General features: G+C 51.9%; 17 protein-coding genes. 11 read left to right on the top strand and 6 right to left on the bottom strand.

The features are described 5' to 3' along the window. Nucleotide 1 precedes the first annotated feature (1 nt). Complete coding sequence (gene slmA / locus VPR01S_RS06985; protein ID WP_021704601.1) at nt 2–592, bottom strand: nucleoid occlusion factor SlmA; 591 nt, start codon at nt 590–592, stop codon at nt 2–4. Between the two features lie 113 nt (nt 593–705). Next, nucleotides 706–1920, bottom strand: coding sequence for a bifunctional phosphopantothenoylcysteine decarboxylase/phosphopantothenate--cysteine ligase CoaBC (coaBC, locus tag VPR01S_RS06980; protein ID WP_040902336.1), 1215 nt, complete (start codon nt 1918–1920; stop codon nt 706–708). A 221-nt stretch (nt 1921–2141) separates the two neighbouring features. Between coaBC and VPR01S_RS06975 the strand changes: the two genes are divergently transcribed. From VPR01S_RS06975 to VPR01S_RS06945, 7 genes are all read left to right on the top strand, one after another. After that, complete coding sequence (locus VPR01S_RS06975; RefSeq protein WP_021704599.1) at nt 2142–3809, top strand: methyl-accepting chemotaxis protein; 1668 nt, start codon at nt 2142–2144, stop codon at nt 3807–3809. Nucleotides 3810–3925: 116 nt separating this feature from the next. Next, nucleotides 3926–4600 (top strand): RadC family protein, encoded by a 675-nt coding sequence (gene radC, locus VPR01S_RS06970; RefSeq protein WP_021704598.1) that lies wholly within the window; start codon nt 3926–3928, stop codon nt 4598–4600. 517 nt (nt 4601–5117) lie between these two features. Further along, the gene (gene rpmB, locus VPR01S_RS06965) at nt 5118–5354 is read left to right on the top strand and encodes a 50S ribosomal protein L28 (RefSeq protein ID WP_021704597.1); all 237 of its coding nucleotides are present in this window, start codon (nt 5118–5120) and stop codon (nt 5352–5354) included. A gap of 13 nt (nt 5355–5367) precedes the next feature. After that, nucleotides 5368–5535 (top strand): 50S ribosomal protein L33, encoded by a 168-nt coding sequence (rpmG, locus tag VPR01S_RS06960; RefSeq protein WP_002535344.1) that lies wholly within the window; start codon nt 5368–5370, stop codon nt 5533–5535. 182 nt (nt 5536–5717) lie between these two features. Then, nucleotides 5718–6191: a hypothetical protein gene (locus VPR01S_RS06955; protein WP_021704596.1), complete on the top strand. Its 474-nt coding sequence runs from the start codon at nt 5718–5720 to the stop codon at nt 6189–6191. 47 nt (nt 6192–6238) lie between these two features. Then, a complete protein-coding gene (mutM, locus tag VPR01S_RS06950) occupies nt 6239–7075 on the top strand; it encodes a bifunctional DNA-formamidopyrimidine glycosylase/DNA-(apurinic or apyrimidinic site) lyase (protein WP_021704595.1) in 837 nt (278 codons plus the stop codon). 35 nt (nt 7076–7110) lie between these two features. Next, nucleotides 7111–8118, top strand: coding sequence for an NAD-dependent epimerase (locus tag VPR01S_RS06945; protein WP_021704594.1), 1008 nt, complete (start codon nt 7111–7113; stop codon nt 8116–8118). Between the two features lie 19 nt (nt 8119–8137). Here VPR01S_RS06945 and coaD read toward each other — a convergent pair whose 3' ends face one another. Genes coaD through VPR01S_RS06925 form a run of 4 tightly spaced genes read right to left on the bottom strand, consistent with a single transcriptional unit; the run spans nt 8138 to nt 11547 of the window. After that, on the bottom strand, nt 8138–8629 hold the full coding sequence (coaD, locus tag VPR01S_RS06940; RefSeq protein WP_040902335.1) for a pantetheine-phosphate adenylyltransferase: 492 nt from the start codon (nt 8627–8629) through the stop codon (nt 8138–8140). After that, nucleotides 8610–9653, bottom strand: a complete 1044-nt coding sequence (locus VPR01S_RS06935) for a glycosyltransferase family 4 protein (protein WP_021704592.1) — start codon at nt 9651–9653, stop codon at nt 8610–8612. The genes coaD and VPR01S_RS06935 overlap by 20 nt, the downstream gene beginning before the upstream one ends. Next, nucleotides 9650–10432 carry a glycosyltransferase family 2 protein gene (locus tag VPR01S_RS06930; RefSeq protein WP_021704591.1) on the bottom strand — a complete coding sequence of 261 codons (783 nt, stop codon included), beginning with the start codon at nt 10430–10432 and terminating at the stop codon, nt 9650–9652. The genes VPR01S_RS06935 and VPR01S_RS06930 overlap by 4 nt, the downstream gene beginning before the upstream one ends. Continuing rightward, nucleotides 10429–11547: a glycosyltransferase family 9 protein gene (locus VPR01S_RS06925; RefSeq protein WP_021704590.1), complete on the bottom strand. Its 1119-nt coding sequence runs from the start codon at nt 11545–11547 to the stop codon at nt 10429–10431. Before VPR01S_RS06925 ends, VPR01S_RS06930 begins: the two co-directional genes overlap by 4 nt. Nucleotides 11548–11670: 123 nt before the next feature. On the opposite strand from VPR01S_RS06925, the gene VPR01S_RS06920 reads away from it, so the two are divergent. The 4 genes from VPR01S_RS06920 to VPR01S_RS06905 all read left to right on the top strand — a co-directional run bounded on the left by VPR01S_RS06920 (nt 11671) and on the right by VPR01S_RS06905 (nt 16109). Further along, nucleotides 11671–12375 carry a 3-deoxy-D-manno-octulosonic acid kinase gene (locus VPR01S_RS06920; RefSeq protein WP_081693127.1) on the top strand — a complete coding sequence of 235 codons (705 nt, stop codon included), beginning with the start codon at nt 11671–11673 and terminating at the stop codon, nt 12373–12375. Nucleotides 12376–12562: 187 nt separating this feature from the next. Then, nucleotides 12563–13669, top strand: a complete 1107-nt coding sequence (locus tag VPR01S_RS06915; RefSeq protein WP_021704588.1) for a glycosyltransferase family 4 protein — start codon at nt 12563–12565, stop codon at nt 13667–13669. 7 nt (nt 13670–13676) lie between these two features. Then, entirely contained in the window at nt 13677–14255 is a 579-nt protein-coding gene (locus VPR01S_RS06910) for a YrbL family protein (protein WP_021704587.1), read from the top strand. A gap of 24 nt (nt 14256–14279) precedes the next feature. Continuing rightward, nucleotides 14280–16109 carry a DUF3413 domain-containing protein gene (locus VPR01S_RS06905; protein WP_021704586.1) on the top strand — a complete coding sequence of 610 codons (1830 nt, stop codon included), beginning with the start codon at nt 14280–14282 and terminating at the stop codon, nt 16107–16109. Nucleotides 16110–16150 lie beyond the last annotated feature (41 nt).

Genomic DNA, 16150 nt, shown 5'->3' with positions numbered 1-16150 from the left:
TCTACTGAATTTGTGCACTTAGCAGCGCCCAGTACTCTTCAAAATTCGCGGTCGGTTGATATTTGAAGTCTGAACGGACAAAACGGTTCAGACTGCCCTCGACCTGACCAAGCAACTGGGCGGCCAGAATGGATTCGTCTACCGGGAAGGATTTGCCTTCACGAAGTTTACGTTCACGCAAGATCTGACGCAGCGAGGTTTCGATGCGCTCAAACAGTTGGTTGATGCGATCGCGCAGACGCTCATTTTCAAACATTAGAGCATGCCCCGACAAAATGCGTGTCAGGCCCGGGTTACGTTCGGAAAATGCGAGGATCAACTGCAGTACCAGACGGATTCGGGTCAGGGTATCCTTTTCTTCATCCAGAATGCGGTTGATACGTGACATTAAAGACTCTTCGATGAACTCGATCAAGCCTTCAAACATGCGCGCTTTACTGGGAAAGTGACGATACAGCGCCGCTTCCGACACACCAACTTGTTTGGCCAATTTTGCCGTCGTGATGCGCGATCCGCCATCATTTGACTCCAGCATTTGCGCAAGCGCCTGGAGAATTTCTTCACGACGATTTGATTTTCTTGTGCCGGCCATGTTTTGTCCTTTATATACTACTGATAAACAACTACTAATTATTTTTATAAAGCGGTCAGCCGGGCCGGCCGCTTAACCGTTCGAAGCGTTTTTATCTGAAAACAAATCCCTGATTACGCAGGATTGCCTGTCAGTTGGTGAGCGATGCGCAGCAAAATTGCGTGGGCGAGTGCTTGCTTAGACGCCAGTGGCAGTGCTTCTGAGCCCTCTTTCCACAACATGGTGACGGCGTTGTCATTGCTGTTGAAGCCTTGCCCTTCTAACGAGACGTCATTGGCGCAAATCATATCAAGATTCTTTTTCTCTAATTTGCTACGTGCGTACTTTTCCACGTCCTGTGTTTCTGCCGCAAAACCGACGGTGAACGGGCGGAGCTCCGTCATTGCCGCCACTGACGCAACAATGTCCGGATTTTTGACCAGGGTTAGTGTCATCTGGTCGCTGTCGTCGGTCTTTTTGATTTTCTGTTCGGCAACCGTTTGTGCTCGGTAGTCTGCAACCGCTGCGCAGGCGATGAACACCTGGTGTGTCTTGGCATGTGTCATGACCGCCTGATGCATCTGCTCGGCGCTGTTGACGTCAACTCGAGTGACGCCAGCGGGCGTTGGCAGTGAGACCGGGCCACTGATAAGGGTCACTTCAGCACCCATCTGCGCGGCGGCCTGCGCCAGGGCATAGCCCATTTTGCCTGAGCTGTGATTGGTGATATAGCGAACCGGATCCAGCGCTTCACGGGTCGGGCCTGCGGTCAGCAGTACGGATTTGCCTGCCAGTGGCTTTGGACCAAAAAAGTCGTTGCAGTGTTCAACCAACTGCATTGGCTCCAGCATGCGACCCGGGCCAACATCACCACAGGCTTGTTCGCCCGCTGCCGGTCCCCAGATCAGCATTCTCCGCTCGGACAGGGTCGCGAGATTCGCCTGCGTCGCCTGATTGCGGTACATCTGTTGGTTCATCGCCGGAGAGAGCGCAATAGGGGCGTCTGTCGCTAGCACCAGCGTGGTGAGCAAATCGTTGCCCATCCCGGCGGCAATGCGGGCGATCAAATCGGCAGTGGCGGGCGCGAGCAGCACCAAATCAGCCCATTTGGCCAGTTCGATATGGCCCATCGACGCTTCAGCCGCCGGATCGAGCAAGCTGTCGGATACTGGTCGGCCGGAGACCGCTTGCATGGTCAACGGAGTAATAAATTCTTTTGCCGCTTTGGTCATTACGACCTGCACTTGTGCGCCGCGCTCTATCAGTCGTCGGGTTAACTCTGCGCACTTATACGCCGCAATACCGCCACTGATGCCAAGGAGGATTTTCTTTCCTGCGAGTGTTTGCATGTCGCCATCCATACCAATTCGTCAAAACTGGGCCAATCTTATCACAACTCTGACGGAGAGTTAGGTTTCCGCTGACACAGTTGAACTCACAGAATTGGCATCCGGTTCTCCTACGTGGTCAGTGCAACTGAAAAACTTCCGTGTGCTTCACAGACATTCCGAGTTTGCACTGCATGATAGGCGCATAACTCGCTGAAAATAATTGATAATAAGGCAAAATAATGAGAAGTCGGAATAAATTACTGTTACTGACCCTGATCCCTTTGATCGCCATTACGGCCATGGTGACCGCAGTGAATTACTGGAGCGGCATGCGTTCACTGGATGAGGAATTGAGCCGTTACCGAGCTGAGTTGCTGGAGACGCGTAAAGCGGAACTCAAGGCCTATCTGATGATGGGGGTGACGGCGATTAAACCGCTTTATGATGCCGATCAACAGGGGGAAAACCAGGCCCGCGCCAAGACCATTCTGAAAGCGATGCGTTTTGGTGACGATGGCTATTTTTTTGCTTATGACTCGCAGGGCATGAACACTTTACACGCCATTAAACCGCAACTGGAAGGCAAAAACCTGTATGGCCTGAAAGATGAAAATGGTGTGGCCGTGATTGCCGGACTGATTTCGGCGTCCAAGCAGGGCGATGGCTTCCTCAATTTCTCCTGGCACAAACCGACGATCGATGCTCAGGCTCCCAAACTCGGCTACGCCGAATACTTGCCTAAATGGGACTGGGTGCTCGGTACCGGTATTTACATCGACGACATCGATACTCAGGTGGCGGCATTTCGTCACAGTAGTTTGGCGGCATTAAAAGCACAAACGCTGTTTGCGATTGGCCTGTCGGTGGTCGGGTTGCTGCTCACCGGCGTGGTGGTCAGCTTGCTGGTGTCGCGCGGTATTCTCCCTTTGCAGCACATCGCCGCGTCACTGGAAGATGTCGCAGCGGGCGGTGGCGATCTGACTGCGCGCCTGCAGGTTGAGACTCAGGATGAGGTCGGCGATGTCGCCCGGGCGTTTAACCAGTTTATGGATAAGCTGCAACCGCTCATCGCTGATATTCGCACTTCGGCGCAAAGCGTACAAAGCGCGTCACATGATCTCGACGATCAAACCAGCTACGCCAGCCAGCAGATGCAGAATCACTGCCTGGAAACTGACAAAGTGGTCACGGCCGTCACGGAAATGAGCGCGACTGCGCGCGAAGTGGCGGGCAATACTCACGCGACCGCTCAGGCGATTGATTCTGCCAATCAGCAGATAGATGAAGCGCAACGCGAAGTCAGTGATGCGATTGAGGGCATCGGCAAGCTGGTGGATGAGGTCAACCTGACTTCGGATGCGATTCAGGATCTCAGTGCTCAAACCGCCCAGATCACTCAGGTGCTGGACGTGATTGGCGGCATTGCCGAGCAGACCAACCTGCTGGCGTTAAATGCGGCGATTGAAGCCGCGCGAGCGGGGGAGCAGGGACGAGGGTTTGCTGTCGTGGCGGATGAGGTCCGTTCACTGGCGAGTCGCACTCAGAGCAGCACCCATGAGATTGGTGACATGCTCAAACAACTGCAAAGTGGGGTGGCGCGCGCGGTGACCACCATGAATGCCAGTCAGCAACGGGGTGAGCAGACCGCTCAGGAATCGGTTCAGATCAAAGAGTCGTTGGCCGGCATTCAGCAGGCGGTACGCACCATTCATGATATGGGCATTCAGACAGCGTCGGCGGCGGAAGAGCAGAGTGTGGTGGCCGAAGACATCAACCAGAATCTGGTGGCCATTCAGCATATCGTCACCCAGTTAAGTGATAACCTGCAACGTTCAGAAGCGATCAGCGCCAGTCTCTCGGCCTCCGGACAAGAGATGGGACAACTGGTCGGGCATTTTAAACTCTGAGTGACTGCTCAGTTACACTCCCCGTCCGCCCGGCGTTGATAAACCCCAAGGGTCGCTTGCGCCCCTTGGGGTTTGCTGCTCTATATACGGGGTTATTGTGCTTGCTGAGTGAACCCATGAGCTTCAAATCCCTTCCCAATGAATCCATGCCACGTGAAAAATTGCTGCGTCGTGGCCCACAGTCACTGTCTGACGCCGAATTGTTAGCGATTTTTCTGCGGACGGGGACGCCGGGCATGAATGTGTTGGCGTTGGCCGATAAGCTGCTGCAGGATTTTGGCTCTCTGCGTCAGCTGTTCTCGGCTACTCAGAACGAATTTTGTCAGCACAAAGGACTGGGCCAGGCCAAGTATGTCCAGTTGCAGGCTGTACTGGAGATGACCCAGCGTTATCTAGCTGAAACGCTTAAGCGTGGCGGGGCGCTGAGCAGCCCGCAGCAGACCCGGATGTATCTTTCCAGTGTCTTGCGCGACCGCCAGCGTGAGGCCTTCTACGTCTTGTTTCTCGACAACCAACATCGAGTGATCAGCGACGAAGTGATGTTTGAAGGTACGTTGGATGCCGCCAGCGTTTACCCGCGCGAAGTGGTCAAGCGGGTATTGCATCATAACGCTGCTGCGCTGATTGTGGCGCACAACCATCCGTCAGGAGTGGCGGAGCCGAGTCAGGCCGACCGGCGCATTACGCAACGTTTGAGCGATGCGCTGGCTTTGGTCGATGTCAGAATTCTCGATCATTTTGTGATTGGCGATGGTGAAGTGGTGTCGTTTGCCGAGCGTGGTTGGTTGTGAAGCGGTGCGAGCCTCAGACTTGAGGGAGTTAAACCCTCAAATCGGCGCTGTTGCTGTGATATTTTCTGTGTCCGACTGGCGGACAATAGCAAAGCTGTTTTACATACAGAATCGGATTGATTTGGCTTTATAATCAGATTGATATGAGATAATGGCATGCAGTTTAGTCGCCAAAAAAGCGTCAGGTTAATCGTGGTTTTTATTCGGCTGGTGCCGAAAGCTGCCTGTGGTGTGTGGAAAGGCCGAAGTTTTTAGTTGTTCACCTGCGAGTTTCTGCTACAATCCCCCGACATTTTTTGAACTATTATCAGCTCTGCTTAAAAAAAGATCACGAAAACCCGTAAAAAGGATCTGTTCGGGTCTTGAGCAATACTAGTCAAGTTAGTATAATGCGCGACCTTTGATAGCCTTGTATGGATTTTCCATAACGGTTTTTAACCTCTAACTTCTGATTGGAAATAGAGAGGTTCGGCCACCAAGGTTGATATCGAGCTGAAACGATTTGGAGAAGACATTCATGTCCCGAGTATGCCAAGTAACTGGTAAGCGTCCAGTAACGGGTAACAACCGTTCACACGCACGAAATGCTACTAAGCGTCGTTTTCTGCCGAACCTACAAACTCATCGTTTCTGGGTAGAGAGCGAAAAACGTTTTGTTAAACTACGTCTGACTGCTAAAGGCATGCGTATCATCGACAAGAAAGGCATCGATGCTGTTCTTGCTGATATCCGTGCACGTGGCGAAAACGTTTAAGAGGAATTAGGCAATGGCTAAAGGCATTCGTGAGAAAATCCGTCTGGTATCTTCTGCAGGTACTGGTCACTTCTACACAACTGATAAGAACAAACGTAACATGCCAGGCAAATTTGAGATCAAAAAGTTTGATCCAGTAGTTCGCCAGCACGTTATGTACAAAGAAGCGAAAATCAAGTAATTGATTTCGCCTTTGTAACTTCTCTCGTAGAAGTCGCAGTTGAGAAAACCCAGCTTTCGAGCTGGGTTTTTTATTGCCTGCTATTCTGCTTCTTTGGTTCGGAGCACCACAGCGCTGCGCCTTAGCGGCGAAATCATGTATACTTTTTGAGTCTCAAACAACGATAGCGGTGTGCCTGCCTGATGAAACTGACCCGTCGCCAGTGGAACAATGTGCTGATTCTGGCCATTATTGCGTTCATTGCGGTGTTGAATGTGCCGAGCTTGATCCGTACTTATCTGCTGGACCCCCAGTTGGCCCAGCCATCGGCCGCCCCGTTCCTGCTCGACCCTAATCAGGAAGTTGTTGCTATTTATGCCACGCGCTGGTCGCTGGAGAAGAATCAGGGCCGCTGGCGGCTTGATCCGCCTGCGCAAACGGCGCCTGAAGAGTTGGGTCAGCGCTGGCTGGCGCTGCAGGGTACGATTGTGGATGAGGCAACTTATCGCTCATTGAGCGCTGGCTTAAGTTCACCGGTCAGCATCGAGGTGTGGTATCGCAATATCGAAGAGCCACAACGTATTACCTGGTATCAGACGGAGCAATTTTCTTTGTTTCAAAACTGGCAACAGCAGTGGATTGCGATTTCGGTTCAGCCAGCCTATCTGTTACCCTGATGGCGTAAACGCCGTTACCCAGTTGAATATCATAGAAAGAAGTACCCATGCCTGAATTACCAGAAGTTGAAGTCAGCCGGATGGGGATCAGCCCGCATCTTATCGGCCAGACGATCCGTTGTTTTACTTTCCGTACTCCTAAGCTGCGTTGGCCGATCCCGCACGAGCTGAAAGCGCTTGAAGGTCAGGTGGTGCGTCAGATCAGCCGCCGGGCGAAGTATCTGCTGATCGAAACGGATGCCGGTTGCGCCATTGTTCACCTTGGTATGTCCGGATCGTTGCGGGTACTGGATGGTGAGTTTGCACCGAGTAAACACGATCACGTGGATCTGACGCTGACCAATGGCAAAGTACTGCGTTACAACGATCCACGCCGTTTCGGTGCCTGGTTATACAGTGAACCGGGTACTGAGCATCCGGTACTCGGCCACATGGGGCCGGAGCCGCTTAGTGAGGTCTTTACGCCAGAGTATATGCTGGAAAAGGCCGCTAACAAAAAGGTGGCGGTGAAGCAATTCGTTATGGACAACAAAGTGGTGGTCGGCGTCGGCAACATTTACGCCAATGAGTCGTTGTTCAAGGCCGGTATTCATCCGCTGACACCAGCAGGTACACTGACGCTTTCCGACTGGCAGCGCCTGGTACCTTTGATCAGGCAGACGCTGGAGACGGCGATCACGCAGGGCGGAACTACTCTGAAAGACTTTGCTCAGGCGGATGGTAAACCGGGCTATTTTGCTCAGGAGTTGCAGGTCTACGGTAAAAAAGGACAGCCGTGCTTACGATGTACCACCCCGATTGAAGAGCTGAAAATTGGCCAGCGCAATTCGTTTTTTTGTCCCCGATGCCAGCTAAGAGCGGAAACTCCGAACAAAAAAGGTTAGTATACAAACAGTTGCCCATTAAAAGGATTTGACGGATGAAGTTTTTAGTAACAGGCGCTGCTGGATTTATCGGGTCGGCTGTGGTTGAACGTTTGTGCGCTGAAGGCCATGAAGTGATCGGGATCGATAACCTCAATGCTTACTATGATGTGCGTTTGAAAGACGCGCGTTTAGCCCGTGTGGCACACCAGCATTTCACCTTTCTGGAACTGGACGTTGCTGATCGCGAAGCCGTGGCCCGTCTGTTTGTGGACGAAAAATTTGATAAAGTGATTCATCTGGCGGCGCAAGCCGGTGTCCGTTATTCAATTGAGAACCCGATGGCTTACGCGGACAGTAATTTAGTGGGTCACCTGACCATTTTGGAAGGCTGTCGACACCATCAAATTCAGCATCTGGTGTACGCTTCCTCCAGTTCGGTATACGGTCTCAATTGTAAAACACCGTTTAATACTTCAGACAGTGTCGACCACCCCATCTCTTTGTACGCCGCCACCAAAAAGTCCAATGAGTTGATGGCGCACACCTACTCGCATCTGTATGGTATCCCGACCACAGGTCTGCGCTTTTTTACGGTCTATGGTCCCTGGGGGCGTCCGGATATGGCTCCGATCAAATTTACTCGAGCTATTCTCAGCGGTGCAGCGATCGATGTGTACAACAACGGTGATATGCTGCGTGACTTTACCTATATCGACGATATTGTGGAAGGTATCATGCGCATCAAAGATGTGGTGCCGCAGCCTGACTCTGGCTGGAGCGTCGAGACGGGGACACCAGCGACCAGTTCCGCGCCTTACCGGGTTTACAATATTGGGCACGGTAGTCCGGTCAAACTGATGGATTACATCCAGGCGTTAGAGTCTGCGCTCGGGGTGCGAGCGCAGAAAAATATGCTCCCGATGCAGCCGGGCGATGTGTACGTCACCTATGCCGACACCGAGGATTTGTTCAAGGCGACTGGTTATCGTCCCCAGGTTGGGGTAGAGCAAGGAGTAAAAGCATTTGTCGACTGGTACAAACGCTATTATTCCATCGATTAAACAATAGAGGGGAGACCCTCTATTTTTGTATCTTGGTTTTGAGGGCCTCTGCCACGGCGGCCGGAACGAATCCGGCCACTTCTCCGCCGTGAATTGCCACTTCCCGTACGATGGTGGAAGAGATAAAAGCGTATTCTTCTGCTGGGGTAAGAAAGATACTTTCCAGTCCTGGCAGCAGGCGTCGGTACATGTTGGTCAGGCCAAATTCATACTCAAAGTCGACCGTGGTTCTCAGACCGCGCACCAACAAGTTGGCTTTTTCATCACGGGCAAAATCAACCAGTAGTCCACTGAAACCTTTTGCACTGACATTGCCAAATTGCTGCGTGGCCTGTCTGGCCAGCTCAACGCGCTCTTCCAGCGTGAACATGGTGTTTTTGGATGGGCTGGCTGCCACCGCGATCACCACTTCATCAAACATGGCTGCCGCGCGTTGGATGATATCCAGATGTCCGTTGGTGAGCGGGTCAAAGGTGCCCGGGTAAATGACTTTATTGGCCATAAGATGCATCAACCTTCTGATAAATGTCCTGATACAGCAGAGCGGTGTGCTCGATGTAAAAATCTTTGAGTTTGTGTTGAGCGCCAGCGAGCAAACGCTGGCGTAGCGCTTCGTTCTGACTGAGTTGCACGATTGCCTCTGCCAGTGCTGCGGCGTCACCCGGCTCGATCAAGCGGCCCGAAACACCGTCTTCAATGATATCCGGAATGCCGCCGGCATTGGTTGCGATCACGGGCAGGCCGCTGTGCAGACCTTCGAGAATCACTGAGCCGAGGCCTTCAGTATACGAAGGGTGAACCTGCAGATCAGCCGCGCGAAACCAACTGCCCATATTGGATTGTTTGCCCACAAAGCTCAGATTACTCAGCCCGGTTGCCAGGGTTTCCAATGTGGCGCGTTCTTTGCCGTCACCCAACAGCGCGAAATGAATCTCAGGATGGCTTTGTTCCAAGCGGCGAGCTGCTTCAATCGTCACATCAAACCCTTTGTGTGTCAGCATGTTAGCTGCATGAATCACCAAGTGTTTATTTTCAAAGCGTTGACGAATACTGGCCGCCTCAGTCTCATCGACCGGATAGCTGACTGGCGAACTCGGGATCTGATAGGTGGTCAGCACGGGGTATGCTTCACTGATTCGTCGGACTATCTCACGGCTGAGACCGACCACGGCCGTGGCACGACGGTATGCCATATTCGCCAGCCACTTCTTCTTCATTTTGTTGTCGATGCGACGGGTCACGATGTAAGGGACGCCATGGAGTACATTTTGGAGCAGCGCCCAATAAATGGCTCGCCCTTCATGTACATGGATCAGGCTACAGCCGTCGGTGACGGACCTCGCGTGTGCCTGGAAATAGTTTTTGGCCAGCACCAGTTGACAGTCGAGTTGCCGAATGGCATCGGCAAACGGGCTTTTCGGATTGGCAACGACCGTCAGTTGATAACCCATCTCTATCTGTTGTTTGATCAGCTGTAGGGTTTGATTTTCGCCACCGTGGTAACCGGAGGCCAGATTCACATGGCAGATGTTCATTGCTTGTTGCCTTGTTGTTTGACGTACTCACGCAACCACAAATCGGCGTAGCGGGTAAAGGTGGTATTGGCGCTCAGTACCGCCAACAGAAAACCGTGCTTGCCATCAAGAAAACCACGTTTGATTACGTACATTTTCAGGAAGCGGAACAGTCCGTGCATCACCGCCCCCGCGAGAGAAGAACGTTTGCGACCTTCGCGTTGATCGGCCCACGCCTGCATGTATTGCTGAGTTTTGCGCGTGTATTCGTTCAAACGCTCGTAGGTAAAATGCTTGAGGCGGCCGTTAAGCGACGTCACGCTAAAACCATCAGGGATCATCACACTTTCATGCACCAGAGCATCGTTGTAGTGCGTGTCCTGAGTCCGGTACAAACGTACTACCCAGTCCGGAGACCAACCGGAATGGCGAATTTCTTTTCCAAACGCGGTGGTGAGACGGTTGATTCGATAGAGCGTATCGCCGGAGTGTTGGCTTATTGCGGTTTGAATATCCGTTTTGAGTTCGGGAGTGACGCGTTCGTCGGCGTCCAGCCACAGGATAAAATCCGATTCCACATAGGCTTGCGCGCGTTGTCGCTGAGGGCCAAACCCGGGCCAGTCTGCACTGGTGAAAAACTTATCGGTAAACTGACGCGCGATGGTTTCGGTGTTGTCGGTGCTGCCCGAATCGAGGATCACGATTTCATCGACCCATTCACAAACACTCTCCAGGCAGGCCTGAAGATGACGGGCTTCATTTTTGACGATCAACGTGACCGCTAAGGTTGGTTTACTCACTCGTGTGCCTTTTGATTGTGTTCACTGGCGCGATCCGCGCTCAGCTTGGAATGGTCGATGGTAAGTATAGAGAAATCTTGCACGGCTTTGTCCAGCATGGCGATCACTTGGTCGGACGTGATGCGCTGCATTGCGTGTTTGTCTTTGACTCGGGTACGCCAGTCCAACTCGCTGATCGGCTTGTGGTGTTCGGCTTGAATCGCTTCGTCATAGGCGGAGACAACGTATTCGCGATACTGGTATGGACAGGTACGGTCCGGATTATGATGGGCGTAAAGACCAATCACGGGTGTATTCATGGCATTGGCCATATGGGCCGGGCCGGTATCTGGGGCAATCACCAGATCCGCTCTATCCAGCAGGGCCAACATCTGCTTAATGCTACTTTGACCGACCAAGTTCGTTACGGGCTGGCTGAGTCGCCTTTCCACAGCTGTGGCCAGATCCACTTCCACCTTTGCCGGGCTGCCCGCTAAGGTGATGTGAAAGCCCAGAGTCTGGGCGTGATGGATCACATCGGCATAGCCTTCGGCTGTCCAGTTCTTATACGCTTTGCTGGCCGCCGGTACGATGACCAGATTCTTTTGGTCGGGGCTGAGTGCCTGCTGCGCCCACTGTCTGTCACTCCCCGAATAGGGGATATGCCACCTTGGAGTCATGTCTGTGACCCCCAGGTGCGTACCGAAAGCGCGTAAACCATCCAGGACATGCGGTGCCTGAGGAGAGGGCACCTTCACATTGGTAAACAGCATCTGGAAGTCCTGAGCGCGGTTGGCGTCAAAACCAAGCTTATAGCGAGCTTTAATGCCCAATGTGGCGACACTGGCGCGCAAAGCATACTGCATGTGCAGCAGTGCATCGAACTGCTGTCCTTTCAGTTGATTCCACAGATCACGGTAGGCTCGCCAGCCGCGATTTTTGTCAAACACCACCACGTCGATACCGGGCAGATCGTCAATCAACTGGGCTTCCAGTTTCCCGGTTATCCAGATAATGGCCGTGGTCGGCCAGGCGCGCTGAATCGCCTGAACGGCTGCAACGGTATTGCACACGTCGCCAATGGCAGACAGGCGCAAGACACAGATAGACTTTGGAGCGGATGAGAACAGGGTCATTCGATATTTCATAGTAGAAAAAGCTAACAGGAATTATGCAGATAGGGTGAGAAAATGTAAAATCCTCTGTCAATATGACCTCGTCGGCGCTCATTTACCGGCTGCAACTGCATAGGCAACGATGTGAAAACACAGCAAAGAAAGAATCAGATGATTTGGTATGACGAACAGTTGTTGTCTGAAGACCCGCATCACTGTTTTGACCCGCAATTTTGGCAAGCTCAAAACAAAATCCTAGGCAGCGCGCAAGGGCGTGGCACTACATGGTTCGTGCAAACCGAAAAGCTGGCTGCGGCGCTGCGGCACTATCGGCGTGGCGGGTTGTTTGGCAAGTTGGTCAACGACCACTACTGGTTCAGTGGCTGGACGTCCACTCGCAGCTATCTTGAGTTTGATTTATTGCAGCGGCTGCGCCAGGCCGGCGTGAACGTGCCGCGTCCGATTGCCGCGCGAGCAGTGCGAACCGGTTTACTTTACCAGGCCGATTTGCTGAGTGAAAAAATTCCCCATGCTCGTGACTTGGTGTCGGTATTGCAAAGACAGCCGCTGGACGAAGCGTTGTATCTGAGCATCGGGCAGATGATTCGGCGTATGCACGACGCGCGGGTTAATCACACTGATCTTAATATCCACAACATTCTGCTTGATGACCAGCAGCAGGTGTGGCTGATCGACTTTGATAAATGTGCCGCTCAGCGCGGTGAACGCTGGAAAGCCGCTAACCTTGAGCGTCTCAAGCGTTCTTTTATTAAAGAGCAGCAGCGCGCAGGTATCCACTGGCAACCAGCGCAGTGGCAGGCCATCCTTACGGGCTACTCCAGAGACTGAGTCAGTCTCCTCAGCCGTAGCTCTACCATGATGGCTGAGAGGCGAACTTACGCACTCGGCTGGCTGATTCGCGGCTGTGGGTGGTCAAACCGGGTTGGTGGCTGTTTTGTAAAGGTGGGGTAACTCATGTATATTTTTACTCACCTTTTACCGGCCGCAGGCTGCCTTCACCGGGGCAAAATCCTAAATGAAAATTGCATTAATTCATATGCGTCACGCCAAGTCAGGTGGCACAGAGTTATTCCTTAACCACCTTTCCCGTTATCTGGCTGAGCAGGGTGAAGACGTGACTATTATTTGCCGCTCTCATGTTGAACCTTCTCATCCTGCTATTAAATTTGTCGAGCTGCGCCCGTTTGGACTCGGCAAAGCGCACCGGATGTGGCAGTTTGCCAAGGCGGTAGACAAGCATGTCAAGGCATCGGACTATGATTTTGTGTATGGGCTGGGCAAAACCTGGACACACGATATGCTGCGGATCGGTGGCGGCACGCATTTTCATTTCCTCAAAGCTTCCGGACGTCAGAAACTTCGCTGGAAGGACAAGGTATCGCTGAAAATTGAGCAAAAAGCGATGGCACCGGACGCATACAGACATATCGTGGCAAACTCATACAAAAGTGCCGCCGAGATCAGTGAGGCTTATCAGGTGCCTCGTGATAAGATTTCGGTGATCCACAATTTTGTCGATACCAAACGTTTTGATGCTGAGCGCTATCACGGGCAGGTCAGTCAGTTAAAACAACAGTTAGGGTTGGATTTTTCTCTGCCGACGTTTCTGTTTCTGGGGACCGGGTATGAGCGAAAAGGGCTGAAGAGCGCACTGGAAGCTTTGGCTCGCCTGAACTTTCCAGCCAACTTATTGATTGCTGGACGGGAAAACAGTGAAGGGGAGTACAAGCAGTATGCGAAGTCGCTAGGAGTGGAAGCGCAGTGTGCATTTCTCGGAGCGCAGAGCCAGCCTGAACTCTACTTCTCCCTGGCCGATTGCTATCTGTTGCCGGCTCACTATGAACCGTTTGGCTTCACGGTCATTGAGGCGCTGGCCTGTGGGACTCCTGTGATCACAACCGAACAGTGTGGTGCCAAAGAAGTATTGCAGCCGCATGTGTCGACCGTCATATCCGCAGCGACTCAGTTTGATGAACTGGCGGCAGCGATGCAACACTGGGCGAACTATAAAGACGATGAGCATATTCAGCGTCAGTGTCGCGAATTGGCGCTGACACTGGATGTGGATGCCGTGATGGAGAAGAACTACCAGCAGATCCTGTCGGTGTACAACAATAAATGAGTGCTTAATGCAAGATTTTACCCAATGGAAAGTGATTGGCCGGGGGGATGAGCGAGTTTGCTTCCAGAATCCGGACGATCCGACCCGATGTATCAAAGTCAGTCGTAAACACAAAGCAAAGCAGAGCCGGCGTGAGATCCGCTATTTGCAGTACCTGTTGAAACGCGGCGTGGCATTCACTCACATTCCAGCGTTTTATCAGGTCATTGAAACTGATGACTATATCGGTATGGAACAAGAGTTGGTGACCAACCCATCGGGCACACCGCCTCTTGATTTGCGTTACTATCTGGAACAACCGCTCAATACGGACCAGCAAGCCGCCTTTTGGCAGGCAATGCAGTTATTAAAAGACTATCTGTTGGAATACAACGTGATTCCATGTGATCTGGTCATGAGCAACATGTTAGTGGTTGAAGATGACAATCAAATTAAAGTCATGATGATTGACGGTTTTGGTGGAGCGGAGCTGATCCCGCTGGCTAACTATATTCGCTACTTCGGTAAACGGAAAATCGAACGCAAGTGGCGCGAGTTTATGGAACGGACTCTCAAACCTCACTTTAAACGGCAACAAACGTCATAACGCTGTTTTATAAAGAGATGATCTATGAACAAATCGAAATGGAGCGTATTGGGCTGGTTTGTCCTGCTTAACGCTATGTTGGCGTCGTTGATCGCGGCCCGCTTTTTTGCTTTTTTCCCGACCGAATCATTTACCCCGCTATCCGCGCTGTTTGCGGTACTATCAACACTGGGTCAGATGTCCTTGTTGGTGGCGCTATTCGCGTTGGTGTTGTGGCCGTTATTATTTCTGCCTGAACGAGCCCGCCGTGTAAGCATGGCCATTATCGCGGCGCTGGGGATCAGCGTGTTGTTCATCGACACCATTGTGTTTGCCCAATACCGCTTCCACATTAATTCAGTTGTTGTCGGACTCATTCTGGCGGGTGACATTGTGTCATTCCCGTTGGTTACCTGGCTGATGGCCCTCGGGGGCTTTGTTGCCACATTGTTGATTGAATACACCGCGCTAGCCTACCTGGAAAAACGTCAGCAACGCATCCCTGCCAAACTCGGCCGAAAATTGGGCTGGACGTTAGTCAGTGTCTTTGTTCTGGCAAACCTGATTCACGCCTGGGCGGTGGCGAATGCGTATCAGCCGGTCTCGATGGTTAAGCGTTATCTGCCTCTGTATTACCCACTGACTGCCAATTCATTGATGAAAAAGCTTGGCTGGGTCGATTTAGACGCGATTGAGCAGGAGAAGAGTCTCAAATTGTCGAATAAAGGGGATCTGAATTATCCTCTTAATCCTCTGCAAACCATGCCGTTGACGCGCCCGAAAGACATTATGCTCCTGGTGATCGACTCCTGGCGTTACGATACCTTCAGCCAGGCGGTGTCGCCGACTATCTGGCAACTTGCTCAGCAAGGCGTGACATATCAAAACCACATTTCGACGGGTAACGCGACGCGCACCGGTATCTTTGGTTTGTTTTATGGGATGCCGGGGACATACTGGCACGCGTTTCTGGCCAACCAGCGTTCTCCGGTATTGATTGACCGCTTACAACAGCTCAATTATCAGATGGGGATATTTACGTCGGCTCAGTTAATTAAGCCGGAGTTCAATCGCACGGTTTTTCGCAATGTTCCCGATCTGCGTATTCGCTCAGAAGGGGACAGTCCGTCGGTAAAAGATCGTAATCTCACCGATGACTGGAAAAACTGGTATCAGAACGTAGACCATGCTAAACCGGCTTTTTCTTTCCTGTTTTATGATGCGCCACACGGGTATGATTTCCCGGCGACCTATCCGCATAAGTTTGAACCAATGCTGGATGAGTTGAATTATCTGGCGTTGAATAATGAGACCGATCCGACGCCGTTATTTAATCGTTATAAAACCTCGGTACATTATGTTGATAGTCTGGTCAAAGAAGTCGTGGATACCCTTAAAGCTCAGGACAAACTGGACGATACAGTGATTATCATCACGGGAGATCACGGTCAGGAGCTCAACGACAACAAGCTGAACTTCTGGGGGCACAACAGTAACTTTACCGATCCTCAGGTGAAAGTGCCGTTTATCATTGTGGCGCCGGATGTGAAAAAGCTGGCCAATGCTCAGTATTTAAATGCATTGAGTTCCCACGAGGATGTGGTTCCGACGCTGATGGTGAATTATCTTGGTGTGGCGAACCCTTTGACGGACTATTCGACCGGGGAAGACTTATTTGGTCCGTTTAAACAACGTGGTTGGATCATGTCTTCAAAGTACAGCGGATATGGCATTATTACGCCGGACTCTATTCTGGAAGTGAATACCGCTGGGGGGTACGAATCGCTGGATAAACGCAATCGACCGACTGACAGACCTCTTAATTCAGAACAACTGACGGGTGCGCTTGAGCACATCAGTCGCTATTTGAAGTAACAACTTTTGGCCAACCGAACATATGTGGCCTTGTAAGTAAT

Source organism: Vibrio proteolyticus NBRC 13287, assembly GCF_000467125.1.
Taxonomy (GTDB): Bacteria; Pseudomonadota; Gammaproteobacteria; order Enterobacterales; family Vibrionaceae; genus Vibrio; species Vibrio proteolyticus.
The sequence above is the reverse complement of the archived record's forward strand: the minus strand, read 5'-3'. Positions and strand labels throughout refer to the sequence as shown.